Consider the following 21,632-nt stretch of genomic DNA (forward strand, 5'->3'; position numbering starts at 1 on the left):
CCGACGAGTATCGAATGTCGGAGGCCGAGGCAACCCCGCTCGAACGACTGAAACCGCTCGTGCTGGTCGCGGTCGGCGGCTTCACGGGCGCAATCGCACGTTACGCGGTCGCGGCGGCGCTCCCCGGCGGCTTCCCGTGGGGCACGCTCGCGGTCAACGTCGCGGGGAGTTTCGCGTTGGGCGTCCTCCTGTTCGAGGCGACGCTGACGGGGCGTCTCAGCTCCGAGACGCGGCTCGTCCTCGGCACCGGATTCCTCTCGTCGTTCACGACCTACAGCACCTTCGCGGTCCAGACCGCGGCGCTGTCGCCGCGGTGGGCGGTCGCCAACGTCGCCGCGAACTACACGCTGGGCTTTCTCGCGGTGGTCGCCGGTCGGAGCGCGGTCCGGTCGCTCGCCGCGCCGGAGGTGGCTGGATGAGCCGGGAACGGACTCCGAGGAGGAACCGATGAACGCCGTCCTGCTGGTCGGGGTGGGCGGCCTCCTCGGCGCACTCTCGCGGTTCGCGGTCGGGTCCGTTGTCGCCGACGGTCGGCGGGCCACGCTCGCGGTGAACCTGCTGGGAAGTCTCGCCCTCGGCGCGCTGACCGCCCGGCTCGCCGCCGACGCGACGTTGGTGGCGCTCCTCGGCACCGGCTTCTGCGGCGCGTTCACCACGTTTTCGAGCTTCGCGGTCGAGACCGTCGAGTCGTACGAGAGCGGCGCGCGACGCGCGGCGCTCGGGAACGCCGCCGCGAATCTGGTCGGCGCGCTCGTCGCGGTCGGTCTCGGCGGCTGGCTGGCGACGGCGCTCTGACCGCGCTACGCGAGCAGGTCCCGGAGCCACATCCCCGCGCCGACCGCCACCATGACGAGGCCCACCGAGGAGGTCAGCGGGTCGGGAAAGAGGACGAGCAACACCCCGAGGACGATGAGCGTCGGAACTAGCTCCTCGTGGAGGAAACTGTCGCTGTCGTCGGGTCGCCGGTCGGTTCGCACCGTCCGACCGACGACGCGCTCGCAGTTACGGTTTTGGGCGGGCCATCGACCGACGGTCTCCGTCGCGAGCCGCCAGCGCGACGCGACTCGCTGTGGAAGCGTACGGACACGTCGCAAACTTTAGTATGTAGGAATGAGGTGAGAAAACCGATGCCACTGCGACCCACCGACACCGATCTTCTCGCTGACATCTGCATGTCGGTCGCACTACAGAACTACGGGTTTCTGTACACCGACCGCGTCAACGACGAGATACGGTCGCGCTACGAGAGCGGAGAGAAGAGCCGACTCAAGGCGAGTTCGCTGTCTCAGACCGAGATAAAGAAGGCGATGGATGAAGTCGTCTCCGACGAGTACTCGGAACTTCAGCGCCTCCGGACGGGCGTCTACTACTACGACCCCTTCGGGGCGGGCGACGACCAAGGAATCGCCGACGAGTTGACCGCGCTGTTCCGCCAGCAACTCGTCGTCACCAGCGAGGAGTTGCGCTCGCGGTTCGACCTCGCCATCGACGACATCGACTTCTTCGCCGAGGAGTTGACCGACCGGAATCTCGTCCGGCGAATCGCCACCGGCGAGCGCGACTACTACACCATCGGGTCGCGACTCAAGGAGCAGGCCGGGGAGGCGGGCGTGGACGCTCGACTCCGCGAGAAAGCCACGTACGGCAAGCTCTCCCACGACCAGTTGGAGAAGGTCATCAACGTCTCGGCGACCGCCGACGTGATTCGGTACCTCGAAGCCGAGGAGTTCGTCATCGACTTGGACGGCGAGTATCTGGTCGAGAGCGCCATCTCCCGGTACGGTCAGTATCTCGCCGACGAGATCGGCGACGACGTGGCCGCCGAGTTCGAGAACTCGGGGTACGTCCTGCCGGAGACGGAGTTCTCGCAGGTCGTGGAGAACGAGGTCTCCGAGCGGTCGGACGTGCTGGCGCAGGCGCGGGGCGTCCGCGGCAACATCCTCAAGGCGACCGAGGAGACCCTGACGGAGGACCTCGGTCTCGACGCGGACTCGCCGGTCGTCCGCCAGACCGACGAGTTCGAGTCCTACATCGACCGACGCGCCGAGGAGATAAAACGCGAAGTCCCGAGTAGCGGCGAGCGCCTCGCCACGGAGTCGGACTTCCGCGATGTCGGTCACCCGATGATAGACGAGATTCACGTCAGCACCGCCGAGCAGGCCAACGAGTACGCTCGCGACGCGATACGCAACCGGTTCGACGAGATGGTTCGGGAGGACTTCTCGGTCGATACCGAGACCTGACCCGACAGACGAAGACAGAGACGACTTACCGACCTAATCGACCACGTACGCTACTATGCCACGAAAATACCAGAATTTCCCGAAGACCGAGATGGCCGACGGAACCTACCGCATCGCAGAGCCAGTCAACCAGACCGACGACGCCGTCCGCATCGAGGCCGGATGGTTCGACACCGAAGACGACATCGAGGGCGAGTGGGAGGAGCCAATCGGTGCTATCATCCGCAACGACCTGACCGGCGGGATGGAGTTGACCGAGGGAACCGGCACGCTCCCGCGACAGCAGGCCGTCGAGAACCTCTCGAACGCGACGACGGACGGCGAACCGGTCGTCGCCGGAGAGGCAGAGGCCGAGGCGCTCATCGACTACTTCGCGAAGAAGGACGTGCTGGAACTCGACGACAAGAGCAACGACGTGGTGTTGCTCAAAGACCCCAACGAGGTGTCGGGGAAGATGGTCCTCAACTGGGCGGCCGCGATGGCCGCCTGCGTCGACAAGATAGACGAGACGATGGACCGCTTCGAGCGGGCCAAAGAGAAGCTCCAGAAGCACATGGAGAACGTCGACGCCAACCCCCAGCGCACCGAGGAGCTGATGAAAGAGAAGGCCCAAGAGCTGATGGCGCTGGGCGAGGGGTCGGGCTTCCCCGACCGGAGCGACCTCTCCGAGCAGGCCCAACAGAAGTACGACATCCTGCGCGAGGACTTCATCTACTACAAGAAGCTCAACGAGGCCGGACAGGAGAACGTCTCGACCGCCCAGCAGGGCGTCGACCAGATAGCCAACATCATCCAGAAGCTGGAGGGTGCCCGCGAGATTCTCGACCAGAAGCAGGGACAGGTTCGGACGCGGGCGCTCAAGGAGCGCGTCTTCCCCGAGAGCGAGGTCAACATCGCGATGAACATGGGCGAACTCGTCACCAGCCTCGCTGGCGTCGGAAGCATCGAAGAGGAGGCCGAGAGCATGTCCGAGGACGACGTGGAGGCCGCCGTGACCGACGTTCTCGGCGACGCCCAGAACATCGAGGGCGCGCTCGAAGACACGCTCGGCGACGACGCCGAGGCCCAAGAGGGGCAGGCCAACGAGTTCACCAGATAGCATGCAGGCCCAGTCGCTCCTCGGTAGCGCCCGCCTCGTCGACCGCCGACTCGACGACCTGCTGTCGGCGACACTCCTCGCGGACGACCCCACGGCGTGGAACCACGCCGCCGTCGTCCGCGCGACGCTGACCGACGTGGCCGAACAACTGCGCGCGGGTGCGCCGTTCCCGACGGGCGACCCCGCCGCGGCCGACGAGTCGCTGTTCGACGTGTTGGGCGTGGTCGCCGAGTGCGAGCGGGCGACGCCCGAACGCGTCGCGGCGGCCATCGACGGCGGCGAGACCGCCCTCGACAGACTCCGTGCGGCCGACCGCGTCGAGGTCGCGGGGTCGCGGCTGGTCGTCCCGCTCGACCGGGATTCGGCGGGGAGCAACTGGTTGGTCGTGCTGGAGTACCTTCACGAGTCGGTCGCCGACCTCGCCGCGAAGGCGAGTCGGGTCCACAGCCGAGTGGTCGTGGACGGGGCCGACCCCGCGCTGGTGGACGCGTGGGACTCCGTGACCGAGCGACTCGACGCGCTCGAAACGGTCCTAGACGAGACGACAGCTAACGGTCGGTACGCCGAGCGGAGCGTCGCCGCGGGCGAGACGCCCGAGACGTTCGTCGCGTGGACGGCCGACCAGTTCCGGAGCCAACAATGAACAAGACGAACCTACAACCGATAACCAACGAGAGCCAACCGACCTCGCACGTCAAAGTCGGCGAGAGCCGAGTCAAATCGTCGGAGATCGTCCGACTCGAACACCGCGGCATCGACGCGTTCTTCTACGCCAAACCGGTCGAGGACTTCGTCGGCGGCATCGGCAACAAGGTCAAGTTCCACGGGAACGTCGCCAAACTCTTCGGCGGCATCGACTTCTCGTCGCCGTTCTACGTGGACGCGAAGGTGAGCAAGCGCGACGTGGAGGCCGCTCGCCGCGTCGAACTCCGCGTCCGGGGCGCGCCCGAGGAGCAGATAGCCCAGTTCATGCGCGACAGCGAGTATCTGGTCCACAACATGGAGGAGGTCGTCAGCAACGGCGACGACCTCGTGCCGGTGCAGGTGTACTCGATGGAGCCGTCGGGCTACCGGACCCTGCGCGTGACCGACGAGACCGAAATCGAGTTCGTCTCCCGGTCGGACGTACAGGACCGGAGTCCCGACGCGCCCGGCGGGTCCGGCGGTGGCGGCGGGTCCGGCGGCGGTCCCGGCGGCGCGGGCGACGACAGCGAGAACGACGTGGACATCGACGTGACGCCAAAGAAGCCGACCAAGAGCTTCGAGGAGGACGTGGCCGGACTCGACACGGTCAAGCAGACCGCCCGGACGATGCTGGCGATGTTCGACCCCCAGAAACAGGAGCAGGTCGAACGCCTCTACGGCGAGGGGTTCGCCTCGCGGGGCGGGAGCATGCTCCTGTACGGGCCGCCGGGGTGTGGGAAGACGCTCGTCTCGGAGGCCATCGCCCACGAGGCGAAAAACGAGACCGACATCGAAGACGAGTACGGCGACGTGAAGTTCCTCGAAGTGAAGGGCGGGGACGTGCTGTCGCGGTATCCCGGCGAGTCCGAGCGCCGCATCGAGGCCGTCTTCGACCAAGCCCATCAGGTCGCCCAAGACGGCTTCGCGGTCCTCTTCTTCGACGAGGTGGAGACGCTGATTCCCGACCGGAGCGACGACAGCCTCCAGCGCCACGAGCGGTCGCTGACCAACGCCTTCTTGCAGGAGATGAACGACATCGAGGACAATCTGCTGGTCATCGGCGCGACCAACATGCCCTTCACCATCGACCCGGCCGCGACGCGGCGCTTCCCCATCCAGCAGTTCATCCCGCAACCCGACGCCGCGGTCATGTCGCAGGTCTGGGAGGTCAACCTCCGGGACCTGCCCAACGCCGACGAGATAGACTTCCAGCGACTCGGCGAGGAGTCCGTCGGCTACACCCCCGCGGAAATCGCCGACCGGGTGCTGGGTAGCGACCTCCAGCGGGAGTTCGTCGAGAGCGTGGTCCACGACGACCGCGAGGCCATCACGCCCGACACCGACTACCTCCTGTCGTGGCTGGACGACACCGAACCGAAGACCGTCCGCCAGTACGTCTCCAGCGTCCGCGAGCAGTTGGACGACTTGGAGGGGTACCCCGAGATGCAACGCTACGTCGAGGAGCAGGCCGAGGAACACGGCATCTCGCTCGGGAACGGCGGCGGCGGACTCGGCGACCTCCTCGCGTCGGCGGCGGGCGGCGGAAGCGACAGCGACGCCGAGAGCGAGGGAGACGCCAGCGAGGGCGGTGGCGATACCGGTAATGCCGGTGGCGACGACGCTCCCGGCGCGCTCCCCGAGGGTCGCGCCGGAGGAGGCGACTCGTGAGCGACCCCGGTCCGACGGGCGGGTACGCCCCGACCGAATCGTTCGAGTCGGGCCGGGTCACCGCGGTCTCGGCCGACGCCGACCGGGTGGTGTTGGGGACCGACGCCGGGACCGTCGAAATCGTCGCGGCCGACGGCCGGACCACCGTGGACTTCGAGGCACCGATAGCCGACCTCGCGGTCGGCAACCGGGTGTACGCGCTGGCCGACGGGAGCGTCGCCGCGCTCTCGACCGGCGGAACGCGCGTCTGGTCGGTCGAACTCCCGGAAGCGAGCGAACTCGCCGCGCTCCCGGAGGCCGACGTGCTGGGCGTCGTGACCGACGACGACCGACTCGTCGGGTTCGACGGCGAGACCGGCGGACAGGAGTTCGACGTGGACCGGCCCCACGCCGACGTAACCGGCGACCCCGGCTTCTTCGGGACCGACGGCGCGTTCGTCCTCGTGGCGTGGTCGTTCCTCGCGGTCCGGAACTTGGACGGGAGCGAGCGGTTCGACGAGAACTTGGACGGTGCCATCGAGTCGGCGGGCATCGTGGACGACACCATCGTCGTCTCGCTCAAGGACGAGCGCGTCGTCGGCGTGGACCTGACGACCGGCGAGAAGCAGTGGGAGCGGGAACTCGCGGTCGCCGACCTCCCCGACCGAGGAGACGACGCCCTGCTGTTCACCGCCGAGGAACAACTCGTCTCGCTGGAAGCAGACGGCACGTACGCCCCGGTCGCGGACCTCCCGAGCGGCGACGTGTACCCGACCAGCGACGGCGACCTGTTCTGCGTGGTCGCGGACGGCACCATCGCGGTGTACTCCTCGACCGCCGGTCCGGACGCCCTCGGCTTCGCGGTCGAGGAGGACCGACTCGTTCGGGGCGAGACCGACGCCGTGACCCTCCGAGTACGGAACCGAGGCGACCGGCCGGTCGCGGCCCCGCTCCGCGTCGTCGGCGACGGCGCGGCCCTCGACCGGGCGTCGTGGACCGCAGACCTCGCGCCCGGCGAGTCGGCGACGCGCTCGCTCGCGGTCGAATCCATGGGAACCGACGACACCGCCGCGCTGGCCGTCGAGTCGGAGGGCGACCTCCTCGGGTCGCTGTCGCTCCCCGTGGAATCGCCGCCCGGCGCGTCGCTCGCCGCGGATGTCTCGCTCGACGCCGTGACCGACGGCGCGGCCGCGCTCACGGTTACGGTCGAAAACGAGGGCGACGCGCCAGCGACCCACGTCTCGGTGTCGCCCGGCGACGTGAAGTTGGGACGACTCGCGCCCGGCGAGTCGGCCGCCGCGGACCTCGAACTCCCCTTCGAGGAGGGCACCGCCGTCCCCGTCGCGGTCCGGAGCGACGACGACGCGGCCGAGGTCGAGACCGCGCTCCCCGACCGCGGCTGTGCGGTGGACGTGGACGCCACCGACGGATTCGTGGACGCGACCGTCGAGAACCGCGCGGACGCGACCGTGAGCGACGACCTCGTGGTGTCGGGCGACTGCTTCGACGCGCCGGTCGAGCGCCGGGTCGAACTCGCCGCCGGGGACCGACTCGTCGTCGCGCTTCGCCCCGACTGGACCGTCGAGACGGCCGACGTGGAGGCCGGGCTGGTCGGTCTCGGCGCGAGCGCGTCGGCCCGGTTGGACGGCCGTCGCTTGGGCGGGTCCGACCGCGGCAGGTCGGGTCGCGGTGGATCTGACCGCGACAGGTCGAGTCGCGGCGGGTCGGGACGCCGAGACGGTCGGTCGCCCGACCGCGAGCGACGTCAGCGCCGCGACGACCGGTCTCGCCGTGACGACGGCCGGTCGTCCCGTGACGAACCGCGCCCCGAGGAGGGCGGTCGGCGCGACGGACCCCGGAGAGAGTCCGGCGAGCGTCGCCAGCGACCGCCCCGCCGCGAGGCGGACGCGAACCGAGCGTCCCGCGAGCGGGACCGACGACCGCCGCGGGAATCGGACCGGCGTCCGCCGCGACGAGAGTCCGACCGCCGACCGCCTCGGCGGGACCGAGATGGCGAGTCGGCCCGCCGAGAGACCGAAGCCGACTCCCGACGCCGCGACCCGGACCCCGGCGCTGTCGAGGAGTCCCGGCGACGCGACGAGAAGGAGCCTCGGCGACGCGACGAGAAGGAGCCTCGGCGACGCGACGACGGGGACTCCTCGGCGATGGTCGAGGACGGCCCGGTCGAGTCCGGGGCCGGAGTCGCCGATTCGGCCGGTCGAGGAGCGACCGGTCCGGCTCTGGCGGCCGACCGGCGACTGGAGACGACCGACCCCGCCCGGACCCGCGGCGTCCGCGAGCGAATCGCGGTCCGCAACGAGGGCGACGACGACGCGACCGGCGTCGAACTCTCGCTGGCCGACGAGACCGTCGCGGTCGGCGACCTCGCGCCCGACGACCGCGCGGTCGTCGAGCGTTATCACGCCTTCTTCGAGGCCGACGAGACCGACCTCCCGGCCGGGCGGGTCGCGGGCGACGACGCCGACTGCGAAATCGAGGGCGAACGTCTCGCGGTCGAACCCGCCGACCTCGCCGCGGAAGTCGTCTTCGAGCGCGAGGACGACGGCTACCTTGTCCGTGCGCAACTCGAAAACGGCCGGGACGCCGACTGCGCGGTCGAGCGAATCGGAACCCGCGACCTCGGTATCTGGGACGCCGACTGCCGGGTCCCCGCCGGTGAGACCGTCGAGTGGACTCGCCGGGTCGAGGGGTCGGGGTTAGACCCCGTGGTCGAGACGGTCGTGGAGTACGCGTTCCCGGACGGCGAGACCGAGCGGTTCGGCACGCTCGGCCGAGTCACGGAGGCGAACGGGACCGACCCGACGGGCGTCGATGCCGTCTCGGTCGGCGTCGGCGACGAGACCCGCGTCTCGGGTGGCTACGGAAGCGTCGTCCTCGCGGTCGAGAACCGCGGCGACGCGCCGGTCGAGGAGCTTTCGGTCGAGGCGACCGGCGAGGCGGTCAGCGACCTGATGTACGCTGGTGGCGAGGAGGTAGACCGACTCGCCCCCGGCGACCGGTTCACCCACTTCGTGGACGTGGAGACCGACGGCCCCGAAGCCAGCGTCTCGGTCTCGCTGGCGGCCGACGACGACGAGGGCGAGGTCGTCCTGCGCGGCCCCGCTCCCGCCGACGAGGACGAGTGGTCCGACGAGACGCTGGCCGACTGGTCGGTCGAACGCGGCGACGACGCCGACGAGACCGACGTGAGCCACCTTCGCTCGTCCTTCGAGACCGCTTGAGCAGTCCAGCGGTTCGGCGACAGCTTTCTCCGTCGCTTTCGGTGTTCCCGCCAGCCTCGCGTGGCTCCCGGCGCTCCTCGCGTCGAGTCGGTCGGCGCTCGAAGCGCGCGTCGGTCGCTACTCGAACCGCGGACTTGCCGGTCGCGCTCGCACCGCGCGTTGACCGTCACCGAACTCGTTCCGGTAGAGACGACGCTACCGACGCGGTAGACGACGAAAAACAATTCTTAACAAATGAAAAATATGTCTCTACTGCCTACGACGCCACGAGGAAGTCGCCGCTGACCGACTCGCGGGCGTCCCGGACGTAGGCGTACGTCGAACGCACGAGGTAGACGACCAGTCCCGCGAACCCGAGGAGGTAGGCCGCGGTCGAACCGTACATCGAGTAGCGGGCCAGCTGGTACTGGCTGGCCATCCGCTGGCGCTCGTCGGCGACGCGCTGGGCCTCCTCGGTCGCGCCCGCTTCGCGGAAGGCGGTCGCGGCCTCGCCGTAGGTCGCCTGCACCGCCGACGAGGTCCGCCCGAAGGCGTCCCACTTCGCCGGGTTGAGCATCAGCGGTTGGCCGAACACGACCGTCAGCATCTCGTCGCGCGCCTCGTCGTGGAGCTTTCGGGCCGACTGACGCTCCTCGTTGCCCTCCTTGACCGTCTCGGTGTAGGCGTCGAACGCCGCGGCCGACTCGGTGCGGAGGCGTTCGGCGCGCTCGTCGTCGCCTTGGAGCGAGGCGAGTTGGGCGAGTTGGCGCTTGATGTGGGCCTGCTCTATCTTCGAGACGTTTCCGGAGTCCAGTCGCGACTGGTAGTAGTCGGTCTGGCGGGTGACGAGTTGCTGGACCGTCTCGTCGGCCGCGGCCCGCGACTCGCCCGCCGAGTCGCGCAGTTGCGAGTCGTCCAGTTGCGAGACGTAGCTATCCAGCAGGTTGTACGTCGCGGCGGCCCGAACCACCTCGTCTTGGGCGGCCTCGTTGCCGTCGCTCGCCCGAATATCGCGGGCGTTCTCGACCGACTCGATGAACAGCAGTGTCGCTCGTCCGGCCGCGATAGAGGTCGAGAGGTCCGTCCGGGACACGTCGCCGCCGTCCCTGAGTTGGCCTTCGAGCGTGTCGAGGGCCGTCACCATCCCCGAAGCCGTCTCGTCCTGCCAGTCGCCCGACCCGGTGTACTCGTTCAGCGGGTCGCGTATCTGGTCGAACGAGTAGGGCTTGGCGGTCGCGGTGACGGTGACGGTGCGGTTCTCGACGTTCTCGCCCGCGACGCGGTACGTCCACGTGTACTCGCGGTAGAGTTCCGCACCCGTATCGAACCGAAGCGCGACGACGAACGGCGCGGCCTCGCCCGCGGTCAGCGTCTCGGGCGGGCGCTCGACCACCGTCAGCCACTGGTCCGGTCCGGAGACCTTCGTCACCGACAGGTCGCTCACGTCGCGGTACTCCAAGTCCTCGGCCACGTCGGTACTCTTCGTGAGGTTCTTCGTGACGATCACGTCGCCGTAACTCAGCGCGGTCTTCTCGACGGATAGCTTGACGCCGTGACTGACCGAAATTTGCGTATCGACCTGCTTGCTCCCGGCCTCCTCGGCGTTCACGTCGACGCTGAGTCCGTAGTTGCCTTCGGGCGTCGAGGGGTCGGCTTCGACTCGAACCCTCACCGTACCGGTCGATTGGCCAGCGATAGTGTCGGGCGCGTTCACGACGCTCGCGGTGACGCGACTGCTATCGGTACTCGCGCTCGCGCCTCGGAGGTTCATGTCCAAGTCGCCCTCGTTGGGGACCGTCACCTCGACGGTCTTGGTGTGGGAATCGACCTCGGACCGGGGCTGGTCGAACTCCATCGAGGTGTCGCTGGTCCCGAGGCTCCCGAACCGCGCCGGGTAGATGACCCGCCCGTTGAACTCTATCTTTTTGCCGACGCTGTTCTCGCCGTCCGGCTTGAGTCGGACCGTCCAATCGAGGTTGCTGTGCTGTGGCGCGCTGTCGGGCACCGACACGGACACCTCAGCGGTCGCCGACCCGCCGGGCGAGGTGTCGAGGTAACGCAGGCCGTCGAACGCGATGGAACCGTACTGGTCGGCGTTCGTCACCGTCGAGGAGACCCCGCTGATGCCGGTGTAGCCACCCTCCTCGGAGACGGTGAACTCGACGGTCTCGTCGCCGCCGACGAGGATGTCCCCGACTTCGACCTCACCGTTGTCCCCTGCGTCGAGGACTGCGGGCTTCGCCACCGTGACCGACACGTCGAAGCTCTCGGTCTTCCCGAGGTTGTCGGTGACCGTCGCTCGGAACTGGTAGTCGCCCTTCGAGACCGACTGGGCGGCCTCGATTTGGAGCGTCATCGACTTGCTGTCGCCAGCGCCGATTCTGTTCGGCAGGTTCTCGGCGTTCACCGCGAACCCGTCCGGAACGCCGCTGAAAGTGACTTCCGAGGGGCGCATCTGACCCTCTCCGTCGTTCGAGATGTCCACCTTCTTGCTGGCGCTTCCCTGATCGTTCGACTTGAACACCACGGTCACGTCCTGCGTGTCGATGAAACCGAACTGCGGTTCGGTCACTCTGACGGTGAGTTGTTTGCGCTCCGGGCCACTGCCAGCGGTGTACGCCGTGTGGTACCCCTCGCTGGCGCTTGCCGGGATGGTCGCTCGGTAGCGCAGTTCGTACTCGTGGCCCGCTCGGACGCGCCACGAGGTTCCGGTCCCGTCCGCGGTTCCGTCGAGGTCGCTCCACTCTTGGAAGGCGAATTCGACGTTCCCGTCGGCCATCTGGCCGTCGACGTTGACCGTCCGATTCGAAGTCGCCTCGAAGGTCGTGGTCACGGTTCGCGTTATCTGGTCGCCGGAACTCGCGGCGGCCGCCGCCCGACTGACCGACACGTTCGACTGGGCCGTCGCCGCTCCGGCGAAGCCGTGGACCGCGACCAACAGCGCCAGACAGACCGCTACTGCACTGCGCTTATCCATGTCTGACCCCCTCGGTCGCCACGATGTCGCCGATTTGGGCGTCCTCCACGTCGCGCGCCCACGCCGCGAGGCGGTGGGCGAACAGGCTCGCGACCAGCGCCACCGCGGCCGCGAACCCGAGCGCGAGGAGGGCGCTCGCCAGCGCCAGCGACGCGACCGCCGACGAGGTGCGCTCGCGCATCGCGGCGACCGTCTCGGCGCGGTCGGCCAACCCGTGTTCGGCCGTCACGTCCGTGGCGGTGCCGAGTCGGTCGCTGGCCGTGCGTGCGGCCGCGTACCGGTCGAACACCGCCGTCGTGTGGGTGGTGAGCGCGCCGACCGCCGAGCCACACGACTCGCCACACGAGTCGAGGAACTCGCCCGCCGCCGCCACCGACTCGTTGAGCGTCTCCACGTCGGCCCGGTAGGTCGATTGGAGTCGCTCGCGCTGGACGACCAGATTCGAGTACTGCTGGACCGCGCCGCCGCGTTTGTAGGCGGTAGCCGCGCTCGCCATCCGGTCGAGTCTGGCTCGCGTGTCGTTGGTCGCCAGCGCCGACTCGTGGAGCGCCTCGCCCTGATTCTGGTAGAACCGGTCGAGCGCGAGGGTGGTCAGCGCCGCGTACTGGCTCCCGCCCGCCGCTCGGAGGTCGGCCACCAGCGCCTCGGTCCGGTTGGCGCGCTCGATGCTCGCCGTCCGCGCCCCGCTCTGGCTCAGGTTGTAGGCCTCGTCGAAGGTCACCAACACCTCGTACACCAGCGCCATCCGCTCGGCCTTCGCGTCGGTGAACGTCCCGACCTGCACGGTCGAGACGGCCTGCGCCCTGACTACTTCGAACTCGCTGTACTCCTGAAACGCCGCCTGCCCTTCGAGTTCGCGGAACGAGTCGAGGAACTCGTCGGCCGTCTCCGGCGACGACTCCTCGGCCTGCGTCGCGGCCGCCGGAGCGACCAGCGACCAGCAGACGACTGCGACCGCGAACACGCATCGGGCGTACCGCTGTGCCTCTGTCACTGTTTAGAACACCGTCCGTTCGAGTCGTTCGCGCAGTTCGTCGTGGTCGAACAGTTCGTCTATCGCCTCCAGCAGTCCGGCCGCCGCGAAGACGACCGCCGCACCCCGAACCGGGTCGTCGTCGGGCGCGTCGCGCACGAGTTGCTTGACGCCCTCCCAGAGTTCGCGGGCCGGAGCGACAACCGCCACGTCCGACCGCTCGTCGTTGATGCGGTCGTCCACCGCCTGCAGTTGGGTCCGGACCGGTTGGCGCTGTGCCGTGCGGTCCTCCCCGAGGAGACCGAACAACGTCTCGACCTCGAAGTCGCCGTCCCACGAGACGCGCGCGTCGGCCATGTCCACGCAGGCCCCGAACAGGTCGGTGTTGCGCTTGGTCGCCATCGCGTCGTCCACGAGTTCGACGGTCTCCTCGGCCGTGTCGAGGAGCGCCGCGACCACCTCGTCGGGGTCGGCGTCGGCGGTGGCGAACCGGTGGCCCTCCCGCGGGAGTCGTTCGACGGCGTCGAGGAGAGCGGTCACGACGCTCCCGTAGTAACGGGGAATCGCCACGTCGCGGCCCGAACCGGTCGTCAGTTCGTCCACGTCGCGTCGAATCTCGGCGATGCGGTCGCGCTGTCGGCGACCCAGCGAGTACTCGAAACTCGCGTCGAGGGTCGCGCGAGCGCGCCGACCGTCGCGCACGCTGACGCGCTTGGACTGGACCGCGAAGGCGTCGCCGGGAATCTCGGTCCCGACCTCGTACTTGCCGACCGGGAGGCCGGTGAACCCGGCCACGCCCTCGTCGTCGGTCGTCCCCTCGCGCTGGCCGCCGACCTCGCGGACCGCCTGCTCGCGCGAGCGCGTCTCGACGGGCAGTCCCGAGACCGGCGTCCCGTCCACGGTGACGGTCACGTCGAGGCTCCCGGTCCGGAGGTCGAGGGTCAGGGACTCCTCGGGGGCGCTACCGCCGCCGAGCGACACCGTGGTCGCGTCGCCGTCGTACTTCTCGTGGCTGGCGGACAGTTCGACCTCGTCGGCTTCGAGCGGGAGTTCGAACGCCACGCGTCCGTCGGAGTCCGTCCGGCCCGTACTGCTCTCGCCGCCGTCGAGCGTGGCCGTCACCGGGACGTTCGAGAGCGGTTCTCCGTCGTCGTCGGTCACGATCGCCGCGGCGTTCTGCGGGCCGAGTTCGAATCGAAGCGTCGCGTCGGAGTTGATGGTCCGCCGACGCTTCTGGTCGCTCACGTCGCCGGACTCGGCCGTGAACGTCCACCTGCCCCGGCCCAGTGACAGCGACCCGGTGCCGTCGGTCAACTCGATCTCCTCGCGGCCCCCGTCGGCGCGCGCCGTGCTGCCGTGCTTCTTGGCGACGACGGTCACCGGCTCGGCCGCCAGTTCGCTCCTCGCGGCGTCCATCGCTCGAAGCTGGACTTCGTGGTCGGTACCTCCCGAAGTCGCTCCGGCGCTTCCGCTCGAACTGTCTCCTCTGGAATGGAGGAACGCGCCGCCGATGACGCCGACGAGGAGAACTCCTCCGATACCGGCGACGAGCATCAGGTTGTCCTCGATTAAGCTGAACGTCCCCGACGAGCCGTCGCCGCCGCTCCCGCCGTTCGCGGCGTCACCGGCCGCGTAGAACAGCGTATCGCTCGCCGATTCGTTGCCCGATACCTCCGCGCGGACGAACTGCTCGCCCGTCACGACGAGGCGGTAGCTCCCGTTGGGGTGTAGGCGATAGCGCGTCGAACTCAGGTTCACGTCGCCGTTCTCCACGGGGACCGACACCGAGACGTACCGCGACTGGTTGGTCGCCGAGGAGGCCTGCGAGACGTTGGTCAGCCAGACGGTCGTTCGCGTCGCGGATACCGACTCGTCGGCCAGCGACACGACGCTCCCGTTCTGCGTGACGTTCGCCGTAATCGTCTCGGTCGTGCGGGCCTGCTCGGTGACGTTCTCGAACAGCGGTTGGCCGTCGCGGTACGCCGAGACGGTCCAACTGCTCGCGGCCGCGAGCGCCGAATCGGACACTGTGAGTCGGCCGTCCGTCGCGGTCACTGCACCGGCGAATCGCGCGCCGTTCGTCTCGACCGTGAGGTCGTACTCGCCGCCCGCGAACAGCGGGTTCGACACCGCGAGCGTCCCGCCGTCGAGCGCCGTGACGCTGGTCGCGCGCTCGACGTGCGCCCGGAGATTTATCGAGGTCGTCGCGCGGTTCGACACCGCGAGGTTCGCGTTCTCCTTGAGCGGGAGCGACAGCGCGCCCGCGTCGAACGAGACGGCGAGATACGAGTCGTTGCCCTCGTACTGGACCGTCCCCGACACCGGCTTCTTCGAGCCGCCGAGCGTCACCGCCACCGACTGGCCGCCGCCGTAGCCGAGCGCCTGCGTCAGCGGCACGCGGAGTTTCCCGTTCCCGAATTCGGCGTTCTTGGTCTTCCCGAACTTCAGGTGCCGGAGGTTCGCGGTCTCGTTGAACAGTTCGGTACCGTTCGACTTCACCGTCACCCGCGTCCGGTTCAGATTCTGTTTCGGAACGCTGAGTTTCTTCACCGGGACGGGGAACGTCTTCGTCGCGTTCTTCGTCGTCACGCCGACCGTCCTGCCGCCCGCGACCGAGACGGTAATCTTCTTCGTCGCGGTCGCGTTCTCGCCGAGTTGGACGACGAGCGTGTCGCCGTTCCGGGTGACGTGGTCGGTTCCGTCGTTGGCGGCCCCCAATCCGGCGACGCCCGCGACGACCGACAGCGCCAGCAGGGCCGCCAACAGCGCCGCCCCGAGGCGTTCGCGTCGTGAGGAGTTCGTCCCGGCCATGCTACCCCTCGTTGATTTCCATGTACTCGGTCAGGTTCTCCTCGATGCGCCGGAGTTCGTTCGCGGGCAGGCGGGCGTTCCCGAGCGACCGCCCCGACTGGAGGCTCTCCTTGTACTCCTCGAACTCGTCCCACGAGTGGTCGAGCAGGGGGTCCAAGTCGAACCCGCCGAGCAACAGCAACACGTCCACCTCGTTGCTCCGGTCCTGTTTGGGCGTGAGGCTGGTCATCCCCGAGGCACCCAGCAGACCGTGCTTGCGCTTCCACTCGTTGAAGGCGTTCTGCACGTCGGGTTCCGTGATGTCGCCGCTCTCTATCATGTGTTCGGGCGCTCGCACCACCGCGTAAGTGACCCGTGAGGTGCCCACGTCCATCGGGACGAAGGCGTTCTCGGCGGCCTTGTCGAACATGTACTCCATCTCGAAGAGGTCGCCGTTCAACTCGGTCGCCACCGCCGGGGTGAAGTGGTACGCCCCGATTTGGGACGGCACCGTCACGTAGTCCTGAATGTCGATGACGCCGCGGGTCTCCCGGCCCGCGCCGATCATCAGGTCGATGGCCGAGATTATCTGGTCGTTGACCTCGCTGTAGTCGGTGCCGGTGGTCTCGTCGTCGCTGAGATGCGAGTTGGCGACCAGCAACACCATGTCGGCGTTCTGGCTCCCGTCGTCCGACCGGAGGAGTCGCGAGAGACCGCAGACCGCGTTGAACTGGCGCTGGGGTGCCTCGTAGTAGTAGGGCCAGACCGCCAGCGCGGCGTGGATGGTGCTGTCCATCCACTGCTTGTGCTGGCTGGTGTCGAGACCGCTCCGGAACTGGTCGATGACGTAGGGAATCGACCCGTTGCCGGTGCCGCCGCCGAGCGTCGCGGCGTGGAGGAACGCGTCGGTGTGACCGCTCAGGTCGCTGATGCTGGCGACGATGCGGTCCAAGTCCTCGCGCGCGGCCTCCTTGCCGGTGACGAAGAAGTTGCCCGCGCCCTGCTGGGACCCGAACTCCAAGGCGTGGCGCGCCCACGGGTCGCCGTCGATGCGGTCCTCGATTCGGGTGATGGTGTTTCGGATGTCCGCGCGGTTCGTGTTCATCACGAGGATGCGGTCGTCGATACCGGGGTTGTCCGACCGTGTGAAAAACTGCGAGGCGATTCGCCCGCCACCCTCGCCGGAAGCGATGACCATCCACTGCGTGTACGTGTTCTGCTTGCTTGACATGTTAGGCTCGTTTCGTTACTCCGTCGGAAGTGAGTTCGACCGACTCCCCGAACTCGGCGTCGGCGACGGCTTCCCGAATCACGTCGTCGGGGAGCGGTGCCGACAGGAACCGGCTTCTGAAGTCGTCGAACGTCATCGTCTCGTCGTCGTCGAGGTTGTGCTGGACGACCATCTCGACCTCCCGGTCGAGTTGCTCGCCGTCGTAGGCGACCACGCCGTCGGCGTCGGTCCGCGTGACCGAGAGGTCGGCCTCCTCGGCCCAGATGGCCAACAGGCACGGCACGTAGTCGTCGGTGATGGGGTAGTCCATCGACGCCGCCAGATACCCCTCGTCGTCGTACTGGTCGGTCAGGTCGTCTTCGAGGTCGGGCAGGTACTCGCGGATGTCCGCCTCGACGCCCTCGCAGACCTGCTCGCGCAGACCCACCTCGTCCATCGTGAGTTCGACCCGCGCGTCGTCCTCGACCGTGACCGTCTCGGTCGGCGTCCGGTAGTCGTCGGGGTCCGGAACCGCCCGGACCTCGTACTCGCCGAAGGGGACCTCCTCGAAGGTGACCTCCTCGGCGAGGTGGGTCCGGCGGTGTTCGCTGTCGTCGTGGGCCGTGCCCTCGATTTCGATGGCGACGCCCCGCTTGGGACCGCCCTCGTCGAACTGGGCGAACACCGTCACGTCGTGGGTCTCGCCGTCGCCCGCCGCGACGAGCGCCGGTCCCGTCGAGTCGTAGGACACCTCGGCGTGCTTGCGGGCGTAGAGGTCCATGAACGCGCCCGCGTCCTTGACGGGCAGGTCGTCGGACGTGACCTCGGCGTTGGCCCGAATCTCTTGGTCGATGACCGACTCGATGTCGTCGTACGACCGCGCGACCGACGCCTTCTCCGAGAGGGCGTCGAGCGCGTTCGAGAGGTCGCCGACCGCGCCGGTCCACGTCAGCCGGAACTGGTCGAGGTCGTCGGTCCGCCGGAGTTGGGACTCGTACTCCTCGTCTCCAGCCGAGGGCCACTCGTAGTAGTCGGCGGGCACGTCGGCCCGGCCGAGCGCCGACAGGTCGTCTTCGAGGTCGCCCTCCATCTCCGCGACCATCTCGATACAGACCTCCCGGAGGTCGTCGCGATGCTCCCGGAGGTCGCTCACGTCGAGCGCCGAGTCCAGCGACGCCATCGCGGCGTCTATCTCCTCGACGCGCTCGACGTGGCGATTGGAGACGTACTCCTCGACCACCGACGACTGGACGGTCTCCAGCAGGTTCTCGACCGACTCGCGGTCGGCCTCGAACCGCCCGGAGAGGTCGCCTTCGAGCGCGGCCTGCGCGTCGAGTACCGCGTCGACCGCGCCGTCGTAGTCGTCGGCCTCGGCCCGCGACTGGGCGTCTTCGAGGAGGTCCCGAACCTGCGCGTCGTCCACCCGGCCGTCAACGTCGCCGAGGAGCGTCTCGACCTCGCCGCTGGCTCGCTCCACGACCGCGGCCGCGTCGGCGCGGTGGTCGGCCAGCACGTCTTCGAGTGCCTCGATTTCGTGGCTCGCGTCGTCCACGGCCTGCTGGCCGCGCCACGACCGAACGTCCACGAGGTCGGCGTCTTCGAGTCGGCCGAGGGTGTCGCGGAGTCGCCGGAGTTCGCTCCGGACGAACTCCTCGAAGGAGTCGGTCAGGGTCGCGTCGAGGTCCCGCACGTCCGACTGGATGCGCTCCAAGTCTTGGATGTCGGCCGACCCGAACCGCTTGGTCGAGTACGTTCCCGCCGCGGTGTCGAAGCTGACGCCCTGTTCTTCGAGGTCGTCGGCGACCTGCTCCACGTCGGTCTCCACGTCGTCGGCGGTCCAGTCGGGGTACTCGGTGCGAAGCGCCTCGAATTCCGTGTGGAAGTCCCGAAGGTCGGTCGCCGTCTCGGTCGCCTGCTGTTTGGTGTAGTTCGATTCGCTGGTACCCTGTCGGGAGACCACGCTCCGGACGTAGACGCCGACGCCGACGACCAGTAGCGTCGGAATCCCGATGGCGATGAAGCCGACGCCGAGCTGTGAACTCGTGAACAGGAACAGTCCGAGTCCGACCGCCGCCGCGACGATGACGATGCCGCCGATGCCGAGTGCCGATTTGGTTTCTCGTTTCATAGGAGTCCTCCGAGGGTCGAGAGTCCGCCGAGTGCGACCAGTCCGCCCGCCGTCAGCGCGACCACGAGGAGCGCGAGGCCGACCGCCCGCGTCAACACGCCCAGCCCGTAGCTCACGTCCGAGTTGACCTGTCGGTCGTACCGGATGGCTTCGAGTTTGCTCGCGGTCAGTTTCCAACCGGGGAGCGCGCCGACGACCAACCCGACGAGAGCCGCCCCGCCGAGGTTGAATAGCACCGTCGTCTTCGCGTCGCCTCCGGCGGTTTCGAGCGCCGAGCGGTATCGCTTCATCGCGCGCTCGGCCTCGGCGTCCGCTCGCCGCTCGTCGCTCCGAGCGGCTTCGAGCGCCGCCAGCGCGGTCGTCCGTCCGTCCGCCCGCCACGCCGTCTCGTAGAGGAGCGTTTCGAGCCGCTTACCGCGAGTCGCCACGGCGCTCCGGTCGTCCGCGACCGCGGCGACGACCGTCTCGTTGATCGTTTCGGAGTCGGCGTCACCGGATTCGAGCGCGGCGGCCGACTCGTTCAGTCGCTCCGCCGAGTCGTTGAGGTCCGAGAGCGACGCGAGGTAGTTCCGTTCGGCTTCCCGGTACTCCTCGGCCGCCGACGCGTTGTCGAAGGACAGCGAGCCGTTCGCCAGCCTCGAATCGACGCTCGGCGTCTGCTGGACGACGACCGAGACGCCCGCCAAGTTCTGCTTGCCCGAGACGAGTCCCGGCAGGTCCACGCTGGACTCCTCGCCGGTCACGCGCACGGTCACGGTCGCGTCGGTTCGGTTCAAGACTTCCAAGCCCTCGGGGTTCTGGAGCTTCCACTCCGGCCCGCGGGTGGACTTCACGTCGCCGTCCTTACACAGGGCGACGCGGAACGTCGTTCCGGGGTAGAGCGTCGTCTCGTCGGTCAGAACCTGCTGTGGCGTCGGGTTCGACGCGCCCGGCAGGACGCCGACCAGCACCTCGCCGCCGGAGGTCTGGCCGCACGCCGCCTCCGCGTCGGGGTAGGTCGCCGCACCCGCAGTCGCCGGGACCGCCCCGAAAAGTAGGGAAACGACGATCAGTCCGGCCAAAATCCGTCTCATCCGCTCTCACCTCGGTTCACGTACGCCACGACGCCGCCGCCGACCAGTCCGACCGCGAGTCCGAGTCCGGCCCCCGCGATTCGGGGAACCCACGGGTCCTCGGCGGCCGCCAGCGCGGCCGTCGTCGCGTCCGTCTGTGCGTCTATCTGGTCGGCCAGCGCGGACGCGGCCACGGGGTCGGCGACGCTCGCGGCGGTTCCGGCCGACGCCGCGAGGAGCGTCGAGACGGCCACAAAGCCTATCAAGATGACACTTCGTCTCATGCCACTTGCCGCGCCTCGTTCTGTCGCTCGTACTCGTCCGCTCGCTCCTCTATCTCCGTGATTCGGTCCACGTTCTCGCGCCGATAGGTGTAGAGCGAGGTGAACGACGCCAGATTCCGGCGCGTAAGCGCGACGCCCATGTTCACCTCGGGGGACTTCGATTCGAGGAACCGACGCATGGTCGAGGTCTCGATGCCCTTGCTCCCGCCCGAGACGTACTCGACGGGCGCGCGGACGAGACCGATGGCCTTCTCCGCGTCGTCGGGCGACGCCTCCGAGAGCGTCCGCTTGCTCGCCGCGAGTCGGGGGAGCGCGCTGCTGTCTACCGACTGACCGCCGACGAACGGCAACAGGTAGCCCAGCAGGGAGCGTGTCATCGTGACCGACCGACCGAGCGTCGCGTACCCCGGCCGGGCGTTCGTCCCTCGCGTGTCGAACGACAGCGAGGTCACCACGTCCTGTAGGTCCACGACCGGCGGGTCCACGTCGTCGTACTCGCCGGGGTCGATTCGCTCCAAGGTCGATCCCGAGATGAGATCGACCAGCCCCGACGCCACGTACTCGTTGTACTCCGAGAAGCGGCCCTCCGCGGCGTCCTCGTAGGCGAGCCGCTGGTTGTCCACGAGGATGACGCCGTCGACGGTCTCCTCCAGTCGGTCGAGTCCGTAGACGGTGTTCCACGCCTGTCGGCCCGCGCTGATCTGTTCGTCGTCCTCTGCGACTGGTCCCTTCGTGTTGGGCAACACCGCGACGCCGATGACCTGCGCCACGCCGTCGGTGTACTCCTTGATGGCCTCGGCAACGTGGGGCGCGATACCGCAGCCGGTACCGCCGCCCAGTCCCAGACAGACGAACGCGAACGGGATGTCTCCCGGCGTCCCGTCCGGTTCGTCGAAGTGCGCCGAGAGCTTGTCCAGCAACTCCTCGCGGTGGCTCTCCATCACTTGGTCGGCCTGCACTGGATTCCGACCGAAGCCACCGGTCACCTGCTCCTCGAATCCCGGCGTGCCTCGCTCGACGAGACCGTGACGCTCGGCGATGCCGTACTGGTGTGCCTCGCTCACGTTCGAGAGGTTCCGAAGGTCCCGGATGGTCGAATTGAACACCAAGGGAGCCGCGGGCGTGGAGACGCGCCTGTGCCCGAACACGTCGTCCACGATTGCGCTGCCCGCTTGCCCGGTGCCAGCAAATATATATACCATGTCGGTACGTCGGTCACTTATCCACAAAGCGAACACATATACCTAACGGAAAAAGAAATTCAAGGATGCGCGAATTCGAGCAGGATTGGTAAGTTTTGCGCGGTTACGCTTCTAGCATGGAA

General features: G+C 68.4%; 16 protein-coding genes. 7 read left to right on the top strand and 9 right to left on the bottom strand.

Translation table 11 applies throughout. The features are described 5' to 3' along the window. Nucleotides 1–14 precede the first annotated feature (14 nt). The gene (crcB, locus tag EPL00_RS01310) at nt 15–419 is read left to right on the top strand and encodes a fluoride efflux transporter CrcB (RefSeq protein WP_135852202.1); all 405 of its coding nucleotides are present in this window, start codon (nt 15–17) and stop codon (nt 417–419) included. Between the two features lie 28 nt (nt 420–447). Beyond that, the gene (locus EPL00_RS01315; protein WP_135852201.1) at nt 448–795 is read left to right on the top strand and encodes a fluoride efflux transporter FluC; all 348 of its coding nucleotides are present in this window, start codon (nt 448–450) and stop codon (nt 793–795) included. Nucleotides 796–800: 5 nt separating this feature from the next. Here EPL00_RS01315 and EPL00_RS01320 read toward each other — a convergent pair whose 3' ends face one another. Beyond that, on the bottom strand, nt 801–1,094 hold the full coding sequence (locus tag EPL00_RS01320) for a hypothetical protein (RefSeq protein WP_162224113.1): 294 nt from the start codon (nt 1,092–1,094) through the stop codon (nt 801–803). A gap of 33 nt (nt 1,095–1,127) precedes the next feature. Here EPL00_RS01320 and EPL00_RS01325 point away from each other — a divergent pair, with 33 nt between their 5' ends. The 5 genes from EPL00_RS01325 to EPL00_RS01345 are packed head-to-tail and all read left to right on the top strand — an operon-like array spanning nt 1,128 to nt 8,915. Further along, nucleotides 1,128–2,243, top strand: a complete 1,116-nt coding sequence (locus tag EPL00_RS01325) for a hypothetical protein (protein ID WP_135852200.1) — start codon at nt 1,128–1,130, stop codon at nt 2,241–2,243. A gap of 55 nt (nt 2,244–2,298) precedes the next feature. After that, the gene (locus EPL00_RS01330) at nt 2,299–3,342 is read left to right on the top strand and encodes a hypothetical protein (protein WP_135852199.1); all 1,044 of its coding nucleotides are present in this window, start codon (nt 2,299–2,301) and stop codon (nt 3,340–3,342) included. A 1-nt stretch (nt 3,343) separates the two neighbouring features. After that, a complete protein-coding gene (locus EPL00_RS01335; protein ID WP_135852198.1) occupies nt 3,344–3,985 on the top strand; it encodes a hypothetical protein in 642 nt (213 codons plus the stop codon). Continuing rightward, nucleotides 3,982–5,694, top strand: a complete 1,713-nt coding sequence (locus EPL00_RS01340) for an ATP-binding protein (RefSeq protein ID WP_202932519.1) — start codon at nt 3,982–3,984, stop codon at nt 5,692–5,694. Before EPL00_RS01335 ends, EPL00_RS01340 begins: the two co-directional genes overlap by 4 nt. Beyond that, nucleotides 5,691–8,915, top strand: a complete 3,225-nt coding sequence (locus EPL00_RS01345; protein ID WP_135852197.1) for an outer membrane protein assembly factor BamB family protein — start codon at nt 5,691–5,693, stop codon at nt 8,913–8,915. The genes EPL00_RS01340 and EPL00_RS01345 overlap by 4 nt, the downstream gene beginning before the upstream one ends. 256 nt (nt 8,916–9,171) lie before the next feature. On the opposite strand, the gene EPL00_RS01350 is transcribed toward EPL00_RS01345, so the two are convergent. From EPL00_RS01350 to EPL00_RS01385, 8 genes are read right to left on the bottom strand one after another with little or no spacing between them, the layout of a single operon-like run. Beyond that, nucleotides 9,172–11,871, bottom strand: coding sequence for a COG1361 family protein (locus EPL00_RS01350; protein WP_135852196.1), 2,700 nt, complete (start codon nt 11,869–11,871; stop codon nt 9,172–9,174). Further along, complete coding sequence (locus EPL00_RS01355; RefSeq protein ID WP_135852195.1) at nt 11,864–12,865, bottom strand: hypothetical protein; 1,002 nt, start codon at nt 12,863–12,865, stop codon at nt 11,864–11,866. Before EPL00_RS01355 ends, EPL00_RS01350 begins: the two co-directional genes overlap by 8 nt. A 3-nt stretch (nt 12,866–12,868) precedes the next feature. Further along, nucleotides 12,869–15,655, bottom strand: coding sequence for a carboxypeptidase regulatory-like domain-containing protein (locus EPL00_RS01360; RefSeq protein WP_135852194.1), 2,787 nt, complete (start codon nt 15,653–15,655; stop codon nt 12,869–12,871). Between the two features lies 1 nt (nt 15,656). Then, nucleotides 15,657–16,865 (bottom strand): FtsZ/tubulin family protein, encoded by a 1,209-nt coding sequence (locus EPL00_RS01365; RefSeq protein WP_135852193.1) that lies wholly within the window; start codon nt 16,863–16,865, stop codon nt 15,657–15,659. A gap of 1 nt (nt 16,866) precedes the next feature. After that, complete coding sequence (locus EPL00_RS01370; RefSeq protein ID WP_135852192.1) at nt 16,867–18,972, bottom strand: hypothetical protein; 2,106 nt, start codon at nt 18,970–18,972, stop codon at nt 16,867–16,869. Continuing rightward, nucleotides 18,969–20,045, bottom strand: coding sequence for a hypothetical protein (locus tag EPL00_RS01375; RefSeq protein ID WP_135852191.1), 1,077 nt, complete (start codon nt 20,043–20,045; stop codon nt 18,969–18,971). The genes EPL00_RS01370 and EPL00_RS01375 overlap by 4 nt, the downstream gene beginning before the upstream one ends. Further along, complete coding sequence (locus EPL00_RS01380; protein ID WP_135852190.1) at nt 20,042–20,308, bottom strand: hypothetical protein; 267 nt, start codon at nt 20,306–20,308, stop codon at nt 20,042–20,044. The genes EPL00_RS01375 and EPL00_RS01380 overlap by 4 nt, the downstream gene beginning before the upstream one ends. After that, nucleotides 20,305–21,510, bottom strand: a complete 1,206-nt coding sequence (locus tag EPL00_RS01385) for an FtsZ/tubulin family protein (protein ID WP_135852189.1) — start codon at nt 21,508–21,510, stop codon at nt 20,305–20,307. Before EPL00_RS01385 ends, EPL00_RS01380 begins: the two co-directional genes overlap by 4 nt. Nucleotides 21,511–21,632: the final 122 nt, after the last annotated feature.

This window comes from Halorussus salinus (assembly GCF_004765815.2).
In the GTDB taxonomy this organism is placed as follows: domain Archaea; phylum Halobacteriota; class Halobacteria; order Halobacteriales; family Haladaptataceae; genus Halorussus; species Halorussus salinus.